This window comes from Promicromonospora sp. Marseille-Q5078 (assembly GCF_050315395.1).
Taxonomy (GTDB): domain Bacteria; phylum Actinomycetota; class Actinomycetes; order Actinomycetales; family Cellulomonadaceae; genus Isoptericola.
The window spans coordinates 2,183,136-2,199,318 of record NZ_JBNPQG010000001.1 but is presented as its reverse complement, the minus strand read 5'-3'; the positions used below and the strand labels follow the sequence as shown (position 1 = coordinate 2,199,318).

General features: G+C 74.5%; 13 protein-coding genes. All 13 read right to left on the bottom strand.

Annotated elements, in window-relative coordinates; translation table 11 throughout:
* Positions 1–38: 38 nt before the first annotated feature.
* Complete coding sequence (locus ACQFYA_RS10170) at positions 39–1,622, bottom strand: anthranilate synthase component I (RefSeq protein WP_499123678.1); 1,584 nt, start codon at positions 1,620–1,622, stop codon at positions 39–41.
* 37 nt (positions 1,623–1,659) lie between these two features.
* Positions 1,660–2,109: a phosphoribosyl-AMP cyclohydrolase gene (gene hisI / locus ACQFYA_RS10165; protein ID WP_499123676.1), complete on the bottom strand. Its 450-nt coding sequence runs from the start codon at positions 2,107–2,109 to the stop codon at positions 1,660–1,662.
* 116 nt (positions 2,110–2,225) lie between these two features.
* On the bottom strand, positions 2,226–4,016 hold the full coding sequence (locus tag ACQFYA_RS10160) for an ABC transporter ATP-binding protein (protein WP_499123675.1): 1,791 nt from the start codon (positions 4,014–4,016) through the stop codon (positions 2,226–2,228).
* On the bottom strand, positions 4,013–5,920 hold the full coding sequence (locus ACQFYA_RS10155) for an ABC transporter ATP-binding protein (protein ID WP_499123674.1): 1,908 nt from the start codon (positions 5,918–5,920) through the stop codon (positions 4,013–4,015). The genes ACQFYA_RS10160 and ACQFYA_RS10155 overlap by 4 nt, the downstream gene beginning before the upstream one ends.
* Positions 5,921–5,954: 34 nt before the next feature.
* Complete coding sequence (gene hisF / locus ACQFYA_RS10150; protein ID WP_499123673.1) at positions 5,955–6,728, bottom strand: imidazole glycerol phosphate synthase subunit HisF; 774 nt, start codon at positions 6,726–6,728, stop codon at positions 5,955–5,957.
* A 7-nt stretch (positions 6,729–6,735) separates the two neighbouring features.
* Positions 6,736–7,740 (bottom strand): FKBP-type peptidyl-prolyl cis-trans isomerase, encoded by a 1,005-nt coding sequence (locus ACQFYA_RS10145; RefSeq protein ID WP_499123672.1) that lies wholly within the window; start codon positions 7,738–7,740, stop codon positions 6,736–6,738.
* Between the two features lie 216 nt (positions 7,741–7,956).
* Positions 7,957–9,318: a Pup--protein ligase gene (gene pafA / locus ACQFYA_RS10140; RefSeq protein ID WP_499123668.1), complete on the bottom strand. Its 1,362-nt coding sequence runs from the start codon at positions 9,316–9,318 to the stop codon at positions 7,957–7,959.
* Positions 9,319–9,354: 36 nt separating this feature from the next.
* Positions 9,355–10,077 carry a proteasome subunit alpha gene (gene prcA, locus ACQFYA_RS10135; protein ID WP_499123665.1) on the bottom strand — a complete coding sequence of 241 codons (723 nt, stop codon included), beginning with the start codon at positions 10,075–10,077 and terminating at the stop codon, positions 9,355–9,357.
* Positions 10,074–10,973, bottom strand: coding sequence for a proteasome subunit beta (prcB, locus tag ACQFYA_RS10130; protein WP_499123662.1), 900 nt, complete (start codon positions 10,971–10,973; stop codon positions 10,074–10,076). Before prcB ends, prcA begins: the two co-directional genes overlap by 4 nt.
* Positions 10,974–10,979: 6 nt before the next feature.
* Positions 10,980–11,180 (bottom strand): ubiquitin-like protein Pup, encoded by a 201-nt coding sequence (locus ACQFYA_RS10125; protein ID WP_499123660.1) that lies wholly within the window; start codon positions 11,178–11,180, stop codon positions 10,980–10,982.
* Between the two features lie 156 nt (positions 11,181–11,336).
* The gene (gene dop, locus ACQFYA_RS10120; protein WP_499127494.1) at positions 11,337–13,061 is read right to left on the bottom strand and encodes a depupylase/deamidase Dop; all 1,725 of its coding nucleotides are present in this window, start codon (positions 13,059–13,061) and stop codon (positions 11,337–11,339) included.
* A 140-nt stretch (positions 13,062–13,201) separates the two neighbouring features.
* Positions 13,202–14,869: a proteasome ATPase gene (gene arc, locus ACQFYA_RS10115; protein ID WP_499123657.1), complete on the bottom strand. Its 1,668-nt coding sequence runs from the start codon at positions 14,867–14,869 to the stop codon at positions 13,202–13,204.
* A 227-nt stretch (positions 14,870–15,096) separates the two neighbouring features.
* Positions 15,097–16,143, bottom strand: coding sequence for a tRNA (adenine-N1)-methyltransferase (locus ACQFYA_RS10110; protein WP_499123654.1), 1,047 nt, complete (start codon positions 16,141–16,143; stop codon positions 15,097–15,099).
* Positions 16,144–16,183 lie beyond the last annotated feature (40 nt).

Sequence of the window (16,183 nt, the reverse complement as noted above, 5' to 3'; positions counted from 1 at the left end):
CCGTCCTGACCGTCCGTCCTGCGCGACCGCGCGCCCGCTCACAGCGCCCGGAACCGGGCGGCGAGCTGCACGGCGCGCACCGCCGCGGCCGCCTTGTTGCGCGACTCCTCGTACTCCAGCGCGGGCACCGAGTCGGCGACGATGCCGCCGCCGGCCTGCACCCATGCCCGCCCGTCGCGGATGCACGCGGTGCGGATCGCGATGGCCATGTCCATGTTGCCGCCGAAGTCGAAGTAGCCCACGGTGCCGCCGTAGATCCCGCGCGACGCCGGCTCGAGCTCGTCGATGAGGGCGATGGCCCGCGGCTTGGGCGCCCCGGACAGGGTGCCCGCGGGGAACGTGGCGCGCAGGGTGTCGAGCGCCGTCGCGCCCGCCCGCAGTCGCCCGACCACGGTGGAGCACAGGTGCATGATGTGGCTGAACCGGCGGGTGGCCATGAACTCGACCACCTCGACCGAGGTCGGCTCGCACACCTTGACGAGGTCGTTGCGCGACAGGTCGACGAGCATGAGGTGCTCGGCGCGCTCCTTCGGGTCGGCGAGCAGCTCCTCGCCGAACGCCACGTCCTCCTCGACGGTCTCTCCGCGCGGGCGCGAGCCCGCGATCGGGTACGTCGTGACGTGGCCGTCGGTCACCTTCACCAGCGTCTCCGGGCTGGAGCCGACGACGGAGAACTCGCGGCCGTCCGGCCCGGTGAGCCGGAAGTAGTACATGTACGGGCTCGGGTTGATGGTGCGCAGGGCCCGGTAGACGTCGAGCGGCGCGGCCGGGCAGTCCAGGCCGAGGCGCTGGGACAGCACCACCTGGAACACCTCGCCCCCGCGGATCGCCTCCTGGCCGGTGCGCACGGCCGCCTCGAACTCGTCGCGGCTGGAGCGGAACTCGAGCGCGGGCTCCGTCACCTCGTCGTGCCCGCGCAGCACGGTGGGCACGGCCGGGGCAGGCACGGCGAGGCGCGCCTGCATGGCGTCGAGCCGGGCCACGGCGTCGGCGTGCGCCTCGTCCACCCGCTCGTCGGTGCCGTCGCCGTTGATCGCGTTGGCGATGAGCCACGCGCTGCCGGTGTGGTGGTCCACCGCGACGAGGTCGGTCGCGAGGCTCAGGGCGACCTCGGGCACACCGAGCTCGTCGGGCGCGTTCGCCGGAAGCGTGGGCTCCCAGTGCCGCACGACGTCCCACCCGAGCGCCCCCGTCAGGCCGCCGGTCAGGGGCGGCAGCCCCTCGATGGGCGGCGTGCGCAGGGCCTCGAGCGCCGCGCCGAGCACGTCGACGACGTCGCCCTCGGTCGGGATGCCGGCCGGGACGTCGCCGTGCCACACGGCCCGGCCCCCGTCCGCCGTCAGGGTCGCACGCGAGTCGACGCCGACGAACGACCAGCGCGACCAGCCGCCGGACGACTCCGCGGACTCCAGCACGAACGTGCCCGGGCGGTCCTGCGCCAGCGTGCGGTACAGGCCGACCGGCGTGACGTCGTCCGCCAGGACCCGCCGCACCACGGGGATCACCCGACGGTCGGCGGCCAGCGCGCGGAACGTGCCGAGGCCCGGCCACGTCGCGCCCCACGCCAGGTCCTCCGCCGAGGGGCCCGCGACCGCGGGCGGGCGCGGGGTCGCCGCCGGCATTGCCGGGGCGGTGTCGGGGGCGTGACGGCGGGGGTGGTCACCGGTCCTCCTGGGGGTCGTCGAGGCGGGTCGAGGTCGGGCCCGAGGTCGAGGTGGTCGTGGCGGGCGCGTCGGGGCCGACGACGGCCCCGAGGTCGCCACCCGCCTCGAAGCAGGTGCGGGTGCCGGTGTGGCAGGCGGCGCCCACCTGGTGCACGCGCACGAGCAGGGCGTCGCCGTCGCAGTCGAGCGCGACGGACCGGACGAGCTGCACGTGCCCGGAGGTGTCGCCCTTGCGCCAGTACTCCTGGCGCGACCGGCTCCAGAACGTCACGCGGCCCTCGGTCAGCGTGCGGTGCAGCGCCTCGTCGTCCATCCAGCCGAGCATGAGCACCTCGCCCGAGTCGTGCTGCTGCACGACGGCGGCGACGAGGCCGTGCGGGTCCCGCGTGAGCCGTGCCGCGATCGCGGGGTCGAGGGGCGAAGCGGGGAGGGTGGGCGTCTGCACCCGAGCATCTTGACACGTCGGCGGGGCCCGGCGGGCGCGGGCCCGGGTCCGGTCGGACACAGTGCCGGACAGGGTGGTGGACCCGTGCCGGGTGCAGCGGCCGGCCGCCGGCGCGCTCAGCGCGTCTGTGCCACCCAGCTCGCGTGCATCCCGGCGTACACGCCGCCGCGCTCGACCAGCTCGGCGTGCCCGCCGACCTCCACCACGCGCCCGTCGTCGACGACGACCACGAGGTCGCTCGCCTCCGCCGTCGACAGCCGGTGCGCGATGGTCAGGGTGGACCGGCCCGACGTGAGGGAGTCCAGCGCGCGGGCGATGCGCACCTCCGCGGCCGGGTCGACGGCCGAGGTCGCCTCGTCCAGCACCAGGAGGTCGGGGGCGGCGAGGTAGGCGCGCGCGATGGCGACCAGCTGCCGCTCCCCCGCGCTCAGGGCCTCGCCGCGCTGCCCGACGGGCGTGTCCAGGCCCTGCGGCAGGCCCGCCACCCAGTCGGCCAGCCCGAGCGCGGCGACCGCCTCGGCGACCCGGTCTGCCGCGCCGTCGGCGCCGTCGTCCCGCAGCCCGTAGGCGACGTTCTGCGCGACCGTGCCGTCGAAGAGGAACCCCTCCTGCGGCACGAGGACGACCCTCTCCCGGAGCGAGCCGAGGGTCAGGCGACGCAGGTCCGTGCCGTCGAGCAGCACCTGCCCTCCGGTGGGGTCCATGAGCCGGGTGACGAGCTTGGCGACCGTGGTCTTGCCGGACCCCGTCCGCCCGACGACCGCGATCTTGCGGCGCGCGGGCAGCTCCAGGTCCAGCCCGTGCAGCACCTCGGGCCCGCCCGGGTACGCGAAACGGACGCCCCGCAGGGTCACCGCCGCGGGGCCGCGCGGGCTGGGCACCGCGTCGTCGGCCTCCGCCACGTCGACGGGTGTCTCGAGCACGGCGAGGACGCGCCGCCAGCCGGCCACCGCGTTCTGGAGCTCGTTGAGGATCTCGGTGGCCTGCTGCACGGGCCCGGTGAAGAGCTGGACGAGGAACAGGAACGCGACCAGCTGCCCCGCGGTGAGGCCGCCGCCCACGCCGAGCAGCGTGCCCACCACGACCACGACGGCCAGCACCAGGTTGGCGACGAGCACGCCGCTCGAGAACACCGACGCCACGAGGAGCTGGGCGCGCGCCTGCGTGGCGCGGGTCTCCTCGACGGCCGCGTCGACGCGCCTGCCGGTGCGCCCGGCGGCGCCGTAGGCGCGCACCGTCTCCGCGCCCACGACGGCCTCCGAGATGGCGCCCAGCATCGCGCCGACGGCCTGGCGCACCGCGGCGTACGCCCGGTTGACCGTGCCCTGCGCGCCGCGCAGCACGAGGAAGAGCGGCACGAAGCACGCCCACACCACGAGCGTCAGCTGCCACGAGTACACGGCCATGAGGGCCGTGGCCACCAGCACCTGCAGCGTGGAGACGAGCAGCTGGATGCCGCCCCACTGCACGAACAGCGAGATCGTGTCGACGTCCGACGTGACCCGGGAGACCAGGGAACCGCGCCGCTCCGTGCCCTGCGCGAGGGTGGACAGGTCGTGCACGTGCCGGAACGCCTGCACGCGCAGCGCCGCGAGGCCCGCCTCCGTGCCGCGGAACAGCCGCACGTTCACCACGGCTGAGCACAGCCCGGCCACGACCACCGCTCCCGCGGCGAGCCCCGTGAGGAGCGCCACCCGCCCGACGTCCGGGCCGCCGTCGGCGAGGATGCCGTCGTCGATCGTGCGCTGCACGGCCACCGGCACCACGACCCGCCCCGCCGCGGCGAGCACCGCGAGCGCCAGGGTGAGCCACAGGCCGTCCACGATCTGCGGGGAGATCTGCACGCCGCGGCGCAGCGTGGCGAGCACCCCGAGCTCGCTGGCGGCGGCGATGCGGGACGTGCTCACGACGCCTCCTCCCCCGTCGGCGGCTCCTCGCCCGCGGCCCGCTCGTCCGCGAGCTCGCGCGCCCGGCGGGCGGTCTCCTGCTCGTAGGCGGTGGCGAGGGCGCGGTAGCCGGTGTCGCGGGCCAGCAGCTCCGCGTGGGTGCCGACGTCGACGACCCGCCCGCCCTCGACGTGCACGACGACGTCGGCGAGCGCCACGGACGACATGCGGTAGGCCACCATCACGACGGTCGTGGCGCCCGCGCCGTCCCGCCCGGCGGACCCGGCGGCCTGCAGGGCGCCGAGGATCTCCGACTCGACCCGGGGGTCGACCGCGGACGTGGCGTCGTCCAGCACGAGCAGCCGGGGCCGGCGCACCAGGGCGCGGGCGATCGCCAGGCGCTGCCGCTGCCCGCCGGACAGGTTGGCGCCGCGCTCGCCGAGCGGGGCGTCGAGCCCGCCGGCCAGGTCCCGCACGACGTCGTCCACCCGGGCGACGCGCAGAGCGTCCCAGACCGCGGCGTCGTCGGGGGCCCCGTCCTGGCCGGGATCGGCCAGGGTGACGTTGGCCCGCACCGTGTCCTCGAAGACGAAGGTCTGCTGGGTGACGAGCGCGACCTGCGCCGGGATCTCGCCCGCGGCGAGGTCGCGCACGTCCGCGCCGTCGAGCAGCACCCGGCCGCGGCTCGGGTCGCTGAGGCGCGCCAGGAGCGACACCAGGGTGGTCTTGCCCGCGCCCGTGCGGCCGACGACGGCCACGGTGGCGCCGGGCGCGACGTCGAGGTCGACGCCGTCCAGCAGGGTGGCGGTCGTCCCGGCCGCGGGGACGTCCACGCCGATGCCCTCGAGCCGCACGGCGAGGCCGCCGGCGGCGCGCGGCAGGGGGGCGTCCCCGGGGACGAGGGTCGCGGGCGCGTCGAGGACCGTCGCGATGCGGTCGTAGCCGACGAGCGCGCGCGGCAGCTCGCCGAGCACCCAGCCGAACGCGCGCACCGGCACCGCCATGACCGTCAGCAGGTACGCGGCCGTCACGACGTCCCCCGTGTCCACCGCACCCGACGACGCCCGCCACGCGCCCACGCCGAGCACCAGGAGCGTGCCGAGGGACGGCAGCAGCTCGATGACCGGGTCGAAGAACGCCCGCACGGTGCCGACGCGCACGTTGGCCGCCCGCAGCGCGTCGGTGCGCTCGGCGAACCTGCGCTCCTCGCGGTCGGCGGTGCCCAGGGACTTGACCAGCAGCGTGCCCTCGAACGACTCGTGCGCCACGTCGGCCACCTCGGCGCGCAGCTGCTGCGCGCGCGTCACGGCGGGCGACATGGCGCGCTGGAACACCAGGTTGGCCGCGATCGCGGCCGGCACGACCAGCAGGGCCGCCGCCGCCAGCCACACGTCGATCGCGAGCAGCATCGCGGCGGCCACGCCGATCATCACGACGACGCCCAGGGCGAAGGGCAGCGGGTTGAACACGCCCGTCGCGGCCTCGACGTCGGCGCTCGCCGCGGACAGCAGCCGACCGGCCGGGTGGGCCCGGTGCCAGGACACGGGCAGCCGCAGGTACTGGCGGGTCAGCCCGCGCCGGTGGTGGGCCTGGATCGCGGCGAAGCCGAACCCCGCCCAGATGCGGCGGCCGGCCACGCCGAGGGAGAGGGTGAGCGCAACGGCGGCGAGCACGAGGCCCGCGACCCAGATCCGGTCCTGCGCGGCCGGGCCGCCCGCGATCGCCGGGACGACGACGGCGTCGGTGGCCCAGCCGACCGCGCGGCTCACGGCCACGGTGGCGGCGCCGAAGAGCGCGGACGCGACCACCGCCAGCACGTACAGGCGGGGCTCGGAGCGCATGCCCCGCCACACGAGGGTCGCCGAGCGGCGCAGCCGCGAGCCCGCCAGGGTCAGGCCCGGGGGCGCGGCGGGACTGCCGCTCACGGGACGTCGCGGCGACGCCGGGCCGACGCGGCGGTCACCGCCGCACCACGACGCCCGCCGCGTCGAGCGCCTCCTTGACCTGGCCGACCGTCAGCGTGCCGAAGTGGAACACGCTCGCGGCGAGGAGCGCGTCCGCGCCCGCCCGCGCCGCGGCGACGAAGTGCTCCGGGACGCCCGCGCCCCCGGACGCGACGAGGGGCACGTCCACGCGCTCGCGCACCGCGGCGAGCATCTCGAGGTCGAACCCGGACGTGGTGCCGTCGGCGTCCATGGAGTTGAGCAGGATCTCCCCGGCGCCCAGGTGCGCGGCCCGCGCGGCCCACTCGACGGCGTCGATCCCGGTGCCCCGGCGGCCGCCGTGGGTCGTCACCTCGTAGCCCGACGGCGTGACCGTCTCCCCCGTGACCCGGCGGGCGTCGACCGAGAGGGTGAGCACCTGGCGCCCGAAGCGGGCGGCGATCTCGGCGACGAGCTCCGGCCGCGCGATGGCCGCGGTGTTGACGCCCACCTTGTCCGCCCCGGCGCGCAGCAGGCGGTCGACGTCGTCCGTCGAGCGCACGCCGCCGCCCACCGTGAGGGGGACGAACACCTGGTCGGCGGTGCGGCGCACCACGTCGATCATCGTGGCGCGGTCGCCCGAGGAGGCGGACACGTCGAGGAACGTCACCTCGTCGGCGCCCTCGCGGTCGTAGCGCGCGGCCAGCTCGACGGGGTCGCCCGCGTCGCGCAGGTGGGTGAAGTTCACGCCCTTGACGACCCGTCCGTCGTCGACGTCGAGGCACGGGATCACGCGGACGGCCACGGACATGCGGGACTCACCCTTCCTTGCTGTCGTCGCTGCCGGCGGAGCCGCCGCCGGCCTTCTCACCGGACTTTTCACCGGGCGCGCCGCCGTCGTCGCCCTGGCCCCCGCCGGTCGACTCGTCGTCGGTGACCTGGAAGTGGGCGTCGAGGATGTCCACCACGTAGACCAGGGTCTCGTCCGCGAGGTCGCTGCTGGTGCCACCGTAGCCGAGCTCCGGCGGCACCACGAGCAGCACCTGCGACCCGACGGTCTGCTCCACGAGGCCCTGGTCGAGCCCGTCGACGAGCTGCCCGATCCCGATCGTCGCGGACTGCGGGCGCGTGCCCTCGGACCAGGTCGTGTCGAACTGCTTGCCGTCGCTCCACCGCACGGCCGTGAAGCGCATGGTCACCACCTGACCGACCTGCACCTGCGGCCCCGTGCCGCGCACCAGCGGCTGCACCTGCAGGTCCTCCGGGGGGTCGGCCTTCGCGGGCACGGAGACCTCCGGGGAGCCGTCGTCGCCGCGCTCGACCGTGGGCAGCCCCTTGGCCGCGCGCACGTCGGTGCCCGACGCGTGCGTCGGCAGCACGTCGACGACGAGGATCACCGGCACGCCGTCGTCCTCCTCGGTCAGCAGCATGCGGGCCCCGACCTGCCGTCCGCGCAGCGTGTCGTACAGGTTCGAGCCCAGCGACTCCGGCGACATGGTGTACCAGGCCGGCGCGTCGATGTACGTGCTGGAGATGACCGTGCCGTCGCGCCCGTCCTCCGCGTACATGTTCAGGAGCACGGGTTCCCCGTCGACCACGGGGTCGCCCGTCCCCGGCCACACGGTGCGCGCGCCCGGGCTCGTGACGTCGTAGGGCTGGTCGTACGTGAGGGCGGGCGGCTCCCCGACCGCGCCCGACACCTGCACGGGCTCCCCGGACGCGGCCGACGTCGGCGCGTCGTCCAGCAGCGACGTGCTGCACCCGCCGAGCACGAGGGTGCCACCGAGCAGCAATACCAGCAGGAGCGTCAGACGGCGGAGCACCGCGACAGTTTGCCACGCACCCTCACCGGACGATGTATCCGGTCATCTGTCGAGCCACCCAACGGGGACCGACAGGGCCGGCGTGTCCCGCCGAATCCTTCGCGCGGACGTATCCCTCCCGAAGTGGAGGGCGCCCTGGCGCCCGTGAACGCGTCCGCGCGAAGGAATCGGTGGGTCACGGCGGCAGCGAGCGGGCACCGAGCGGCCCATGCCCCCCTACATCGACTCGATCAGCCGATCCACGCGCTCGTCCACGCTGCGGAACGGGTCCTTGCAGAGCACGGTCCGCTGCGCCTGGTCGTTGAGCTTCAGGTGCACCCAGTCCACGGTGTAGTCGCGCCGCGCCTCCTGGGCGGCGCGCACGAAGTCGCCGCGGAGCTTGGCCCGCGTCGTGGGCGGGGGCACCGCCGTCGACTCGAAGACCTCGAGGTCGGTCACCACCCGCTCCACCATGCCCCGCGCGGCGAGCAGGTTGTACAGCCCCTCCGTGCGCGAGATGTCGTGGTACGCCAGGTCGAGGCGGGCGATGCGCGGGTCGTCGAGCGGGAGGTCGTGCTTCGCCTGGTACCGCTCGATGAGCTTCAGCTTGATGACCCAGTCGAGCTCGCGGTCCACGAGGGACAGGTCGCGCGACTCGAGGGCGCGCAGCCCGCGCTCCCACAGGTCCAGCACCTGCTTGACGACGGGCGTCGCGCCCGCGTGCCCGTCGACGTGCTCGCGCACCCGGTGGAAGTACTCCCACTGGATGTCGACGGCCGTCGCGGTGCGCCCGTTCGCGAGCTGCACCGGGTGCAGGCCGGTGCGGTCGTGGCTGATCTCGCGGATCGCGCGGATCGGGTTCTCCAGCGTGAGGTCGCGCATCGGCACGCCCGCCTCGACGAGGCGCAGCACGAGGTCGGTGGCGCCGACCTTGAGCATCGTCGTCGGCTCGGCCATCGACGAGTCGCCCACGATGACGTGCAGCCGGCGGTAGCTCTCCGCGTCGGCGTGCGGCTCGTCGCGCGTGTTGATGATCGGCCGGGACCGCGTGGTGGCGCTCGAGACCGCCTCCCAGATGTGGTCGGCGCGCTGCGACAGGCAGAAGACCGCGCCGCGCGGCGTCGCGAGCACCTTGCCGGCCCCGGTGAGCACCTGGCGCGTGATGAGGAACGGCACCAGCACCTCGGACAGCCGCGAGAAGTCGCCCTGGCGGCGCACGAGGTAGTTCTCGTGGCAGCCGTAGGAGTTGCCCGCCGAGTCAGTGTTGTTCTTGAACAGGTGCACCTTGCCCGACAGGCCCTCGTGCTCCAGGCGCTGCTGAGCGTCGGCGACCAGGCCCTCGAGGATCCGCTCGCCGCCCCGGTCGTATGCCACGAGCTGGCGCACGTCGTCGCACTCCGCCGTGGCGTACTCGGGGTGCGACCCGACGTCCAGGTAGAGCCGCGACCCGTTGCGCAGGAAGACGTTCGACGACCTCCCCCAGGCGACGACCTTGCGGAACAGGTAGCGCGCCACCTCGTCCGCGGACAGGCCGCGCCCGTCGTCCGCCGCGCACGTCACTCCGTACTCGGTCTCCAGACCGAAGATCCTGCGGTCCACGACGTCTCCCTCCGCTCGGCCCTGCTCGCCCCGGTCTCAGTCGCCCGGCTGCTCGAGCAGCCCGGCCAGCGCCGTGCCCTGCAGCCGGCGGAACGCCCGCCGCCGGCCCGCGCGCTCCAGCACCGCCACCTCGAGCCCCGTGGGCGCGATCGTGCGCTCCTCGCCCTCCGCGGCGACGGAGCCGTCGGACCCCACCGCGCCGAGGGTGCGCACCGCGAGGGCGAGCACCTCGGCGAGGGACATGCCCTCGTGCCAGGCGTCGGTCACGCGCGCGCCCAGCTGCTCGGCCTGTCCGCCCATGACGACGTGCCCGTGCTCGTCGGCCACCGACCCGTCATAGGACAGCCGGTAGATCTGGTCCGCGGCCGGGGTCTCCCCCACCTCCGCGACGACCAGCTCCACCTCGAGCGGCTTCGACTCCGTGGTGAACACCGTGCCGAGCGTCTGCGCGTACGCGTTGGCGAGGCCCCGCGCGGTGACGTCGGTGCGGTCGTAGGAGTACCCGCGCAGGTCCGCGTAGCGCACGCCCGCGACGCGCAGGTTCTCGAACTCGTTGTACTTGCCGACCGCGGCGAACGCGATGCGGTCGTAGATCTCCGAGATCTTGTGCAGCGCGCGCGACGGGTTCTCCGTGGCGAACGCGATCCCGCCGTCGTAGGCCAGCACGACGACGGACCGGCCGCGGGCGATGCCCTTGCGGGCGAAGTCCGCCCGGTCCTTCATCAGCTGCTCGGGCGAGACGTAGAACGGCATCGTCATGCGTGCGCACCTCCCTGCGTCCCGCGGCCCGCGGGCCGGTCGCCGTGGGCGGCGCGGTGGGCCGCCCCCCGGTCCGCCACGATCCGCTCGACCGCGGTCGCCAGCTCGTCGTCGCCCACCCGGTGCACGCCGTCGGCGGTCACCACGGTCACGACGGGCCAGATCTGGCGCACCGGGTCGGGCCCGCCGGTCGCGCTGTCGTCGTCGGCCGCGTCGTACAGCGCCTCGACCGCGACACCGACCGCCGCGTCGGCGTCGAGCCCGGGCCGCCACAGCTTCTTCAGGGCCCCGCGGGCGAACACCGAGCCCGACCCCACGGTGTGGTGGTCGTGCTCCTCGTAGCGGCCGCCGGTGACGTCGTAGCTGAACAGCCGCCCGTAGCCACGGTCGAGGTCGTAGCCGGCGAAGAGCGGCACCACCGCGAGCCCCTGCAGGGCCAGCGGCAGGTTGCCGCGGATCATCGTCGACAGCCGGTTGGCCTTGCCGTCGAGGGACAGCAGCGAGCCCTCGATCTTCTCGTAGTGCTCCAGCTCGAGCTGGAAGAGCCGGACGATCTCGACCGCGACGCCCGCCGATCCGGCGATGCCGACCACGGAGTACGCGTCGGCGGCGAAGACCTTCTCCATCTCCCGGCTCGCGATGAGGTTGCCCGCGGTGGCGCGCCGGTCGCCGGCCATGAGCACGCCGCGGCCGCCGTCGTCGGTCCCGAAGGTCAGCGCGACGATGGTCGTCGCGTGCGGCGCGAGGCCGTCGCCGGAGGCGCTCGCGCCCCCGGACGACAGCCGCTGCCCCGGCAGGAGGTCCGGCGCGTGCGCCGCGAGGAAGTCCACGAACGAGGACGAGCCGGGGCGCAGGAACGCGTCCGGCAGGCGTCCCGAGGTGTCAGCGCTGGTCATGGGCGATCACTGACCGCCCTTCTGCACGAAGCCGCGCACGAACGACTCGGCGTTCGTCTCCAGGACCTCGTCGATCTCCTCGAGGAGGGCGTCCACCTCGGCGTCCCGCTCGGACGCCTGGGGCGCGGCGGCCGGGGCCGGGGTGTCCGCGTCGTCGTCGGGCGTGCGGTCCTCGTGCTGCGGGTTGATCCGTTCCTGACCGGCCATGGTCCGCCTCCTTCGCTGCTGCGGGTCTCCCGGTGAGGGAGGCCCGGGGAGAGTCTCGCGTCGCCAGCCTATGCGTTGCGGCCGACACTGCGCGGCGACGTCCACGCCGGTTGCGCCCAGGGCTGAACGACTCCACCCGACGACGTCAGGCGGAGGTCAGCCGTCGCCCCGGAGCCCCTTGAGCAGGGCCGCCGCGTCCGGGCTCGCGTCCAGGAGCGCGCCGATGTGCTGCCGCGTCCCCCGCGAGGGGTCGAGCATCGGCACGCGCTGGAGGGCGGCCGCGCCGGGGACGTCGAAGATGACGGAGTCCCAGCTCGCGGCGGAGACCTGGTCGGCGTAGCGCGCCATCACCTCGCCGCGGAACCACGCCCGGGTGTCGGCCGGCGCGTGGTGCACCGCGTCCGCGACCCGCCCGTCGTCCACCAGGCGCTCGACCGCGCCGGACGCCACGAGGCGGTGGTAGATCCCCCGCTCCGGGCGCACGTCCGTCCACTGCAGGTCGAGCGCGTGCAGCCGCGGGTGGTCCCAGGCCAGGCCGTCGCGCGACCGCATGCCCTCCAGGAGCCTCCGCTTCGCGACCCACTCGACCTCGCGGGCGCACGACGCCGGGTCGGCGGCGAGGCGGGTCAGCACCGACCGCCACCGGTCCAGCACGTCCGTCGTCTCGTCGTCGGTCAGGTCGGGCGTGCCCGACGTGCCCGCGAGCGCCGCGAGCGACCGGGTCGCGACGTCGACGTACGCCTCCTGGATCTCCAGGGCCGTGCGACGGCTGCCGTCGGCGAGCTCCAGGCGCGCCGACAGGTCCAGGTCGCGCGAGACCCGCTGCACGTCGGCCACCGGGTCGGCCAGCCGCAGCGCCGCGAGCTCCGCCCGGGCGGGCACGCCGGCCTCGGCCAGCTCGTCCAGGTGCTCCAGCACCCACAGCACCAGGGAGGTGGTGCCGAGCTTGAGGTAGGTGGCGACCTCGAACAGGTTGGCGTCGCCGATGATGAGGTGCAGCCGCCGCCAGCGCGTGCGGTCGGCGTGCGGCTCGTCGCGCGTGTTGACGATGGGCCGGCGCAGGGTGGTCTCCAGCCCCACCTCGGCCTCGATGTAGTCGGCGCGCTGGGAGAGCTGGAAGCCCGGCTCGGCGCCCGTCGGCCCGAGGCCCACCCGGCCCGAGCCGGTGAACACCTGGCGGGTGACGAGGAACGGCGTCAGCAGGTCGACGAGCGTGCCGAAGGGCAGCTCCCGGTCGACCAAATAGTTCTCGTGCGTCCCGTAGCTGGCGCCCTTGCCGTCGACGTTGTTCTTGTAGAGCACCACCTCGCCGCCGGGCGTCTCGGCGAGCGAGCGCACCGACGCGAGCATCACCTGCTCCCCCGCGACGTCCCACAGCACCCCGTCGCGCGGCCCGGTGACCTCCGGCGAGGAGTACTCGGGGTGCGCGTGGTCCACGTAGAGGCGGGCGCCGTTGGTGAGGATGCAGTTCGCCGCGCTCGGGTCGTCGTAGTCCTCGGCGGCGGGCCGCTCGACCTCCTCCGGTTGCTGCCGCGCCGCCGCGCGACCCGCGGACCGGCCGCGCGCCGAGGCACCGGGCGTGCCGGCCGCGGAGGCGACCTGGGCCGACGCCGGCGTGTCCCCCGCGCCCGCCGGTCCGGACGGCGCGGGGCGGGACGGGTCGTCGGTGAGCAGCGAGGGGTGGGCCGACGCGCGCTGCAGGTGGAACCCGCGGGCGTCCTGCAGCGGGTCCTCGTCGTCGTAGTCCCAGCGGGCGGGCGGGCGACCGCCCGCCCGCGCCACGAGGGCGCGGTACGTCATGACCACCTGGGAGCTCATGAGCATCGGGTTGGCCATCGGCCGTCCCGGTGCCAGCACGCCGTACTCGGTCTCGATCCCCATCACGCGACGAACGCTCACGTCACCACCCTAGGGCGCGCCGGACGAGAACGAGGCACCCGTCCCGATCTCGGCCCGGTGGGTCGAGGGTGGGACGGGCGCCTCGGTCTGCGCGGCAAGGTCTCGTGCGCGGCGGGCGACGGCTACAGGTACTGGCCCGTGCTCGTCACGGTGTCGATGGTGCGGGGCGCGCCGTCCCCGCCCTTCTTCTGGACGATCGTGCGGATGAAGACGATCCGCTCGCCCTTCTTGCCGCTGATCCGTGCCCAGTCGTCGGGGTTGGTCGTGTTGGGCAGGTCCTCGTTCTCCTTGAACTCGTCGACGCACGCCGACAGCAGGTGCTCCACCCGGATGCCGCGCTGCCCGGTCGCCAGGAGGTCCTTGATCGCCGACTTCTTGGCCCGGTCGACGACGTTCTGGATCATCGCGCCGGAGTTGAAGTCCTTGAAGTACAAGGTCTCCTTGTCGCCGGACGCGTAGGTGACCTCGAGGAACTGGTTCTCCTCGTCCTCGGAGTACATGCGCTCCACGACGCTGCCGATCATCGCGGTGATCGCGTCGGACTCGCTGCCCCCGTGCTCCGCCAGGTCGTCGGGGTGGATCGGCAGCTCCGGGGTGAGGTACTTGCCGAAGATCTCGGTGGCGCCCTCGGCGTCCGGCCGCTCGATCTTGATCTTCACGTCCAGGCGGCCGGGCCGCAGGATCGCGGGGTCGATCATGTCCTCGCGGTTGGAGGCGCCGATGACGATGACGTTGTCGAGCCGCTCGACGCCGTCGATCTCGGCGAGCAGCTGCGGCACGATCGTCGTCTCGACGTCCGAGGAGAGCCCCGTGCCGCGGGTGCGGAACAGCGACTCCATCTCGTCGAAGAACACCACGACGGGTGCGCCCTGCGTCGCCTTCTCGCGGGCCCGGGCGAAGATCAGCCGGATGTGCCGCTCCGTCTCGCCCACGTACTTGTTGAGCAGCTCGGGGCCCTTGACGTTGAGGAAGTAGCTCTTCGCGGTCGGGTCCCCGCCGCGGGCGTTCGCGACCATCCCCGCGAGCGAGCTCGCCACCGCCTTGGCGATGAGCGTCTTGCCGCACCCGGGCGGGCCGTACAGCAGCACGCCCTTGGGCGGGCGCAGCCCGTGCTCGCGGAACAGGTCCGGGTGGGAGAACGGCAGCTCGACGGCGTCGCGGATCTGCTCGATCTGCGGACCGAGCCCGCCGATGTCCTCGTACGCGATGTCCGGGACCTCCTCGAGGACGAGCTCCTCGACCTCGGACTTGGGGACCACCTCGTAGACGAACCCGCTGCGCACGTCGACCGTGAGCGCGTCCCCGACGCGCAGCGCGGCGTCGGCCACGGACCCGGCGAGGCGGACCACGCGCTCCTCGTCGGCGCGCCCGACCACGAGCACCCGCTCGGCGTCGAGCACCTCCTTGACCGTCACCAGCTCGCCGGTGCGCTCGTACCCGCCGGCCTCGACCACCGTCATGGCCTCGTTGAGCTTGACCTCCTGGCCGGGGCGCAGGCCCTGGACGTCGAGCCCCGGGCTGGCCTGCACGTGCATCTTGCGCCCCGCCGACGAGATGTCGACGGTGCCGTCCTCGTGCGCGGCGAGGAACGTCGCGTACGTGCCCGGGGGCTTCGCGAGCTCGTCGATCTGACCCTTGAGCTCGACGATCTGGTCGCGGGCGGCGCGGAGCGCCTCGGCGAGCCGCTCGTTCTTCGCGGCGAGGAGGGCGAGCTGCGCGTCGTGGCTCGGTCCCGTGGGCAGCGCGGGCTGCTCGGGTCGAGGCTCCGGGCGGACAGGGTTGTCGGTCATCGCATCCCCTCTCGTGCGGGCCGGGTGGCCGCCTCCCCGGACGGGAAGGTGCCCCTGGAGTACAGCACCCTAGACATCAACACGGGCGTCCGGGGGTTCATTTCACGGAGCGGTCGCGAGGTTCACACGACCGAGACCTCCCGGTGACCTGGCTGCGACTGGCTGCGACCTCTCCGCGACCAGGCTGCGACCCGTCCGCGACCTGTCCGCGACCAGGCGCCGCGGCGTCAGCCCTGCGCGTCGTCGGGCGCGACCCCGAGGTCGCGGCGCACCCGGCGGATCTTCTTGTCCGACACGGCGCGCTCCCCCAGCTCCTCCTCCGACCAGTCGGCGTCGGGCGCGGGGTACGACCCCTTGGCGGGGCGGCGGGTGCGCTCGGGGGGCGTCACGCCGTCCGCGAGACGCCGCGCCGTGATCAGGAACCCGGTGTGGCCGATCATGCGGTGCTGCGGGCGCACCGCCAGCCCCTCCAGGTGCCAGCCACGGACCATCGACTCCCACGCCTGGGGCTCCGCGAACCGCCCGTCGGCGCGCAGGTCCTCGGCGGTCCGGGACAGCTGCGTGGCCGTCGCGACGTAGCAGATCAGGACGCCGCCGGGGACGAGCGCGCGGGCCACAGGGTCCACGTTCTCCCACGGTGCGAGCATGTCGAGCACGACGCGGTCGACGGTGCCGGGCTCGGCGATCGTGGGCAAGACGTCGGCCAGGTCGCCCACGGAGAGGCGCCACGCCGGGTGCTCGGCACCGAAGAAGGACTCGACGTTGCCGCGCGCGATCGCGGCGAAGTCCTCGCGCCGCTCGATCGAGTGCAGCTCGCCCGCGTCGCCGACGGCGCGCAGCAGGGACATCGTCAGCGCGCCGGAGCCGACGCCGGCCTCCACGACGCGCGCGCCGGGGAAGATGTCGGCCATCTGCACGATCTGGCCGGCGTCCTTCGGGTAGACGACGGCGGCGCCGCGCGGCATGGACAGCACGTAGTCGCTCAGCAGGGGCCGCAGCGCCAGGTACTCGATGCCGGCGGTGTTGGTCACGACCCACCCCTCGGGGTGGCCGATGAGGTCCTCGTGCCGGAAGTAGCCCTTGTGCGTGTGGAACGTGCCGCCGGGCTTGAGCGTGATGGTGTGCAGGCGACCCTTGGGGTCGGTCAGCTGCACCCGGTCGCCCTCGCGCAGCGGGCCGCGGCGCAGGTCGGCGCCGGTGGCCGTGCCGGCCGGTGCGGGGACCGACGCGTCGGTCGGGGGGTTCTCGGGCGCGGCGTGGTCGGCGGAAGTCACGACGAGCGAGTCTACCGGCCACGCTGTCGACGGAGCGCTG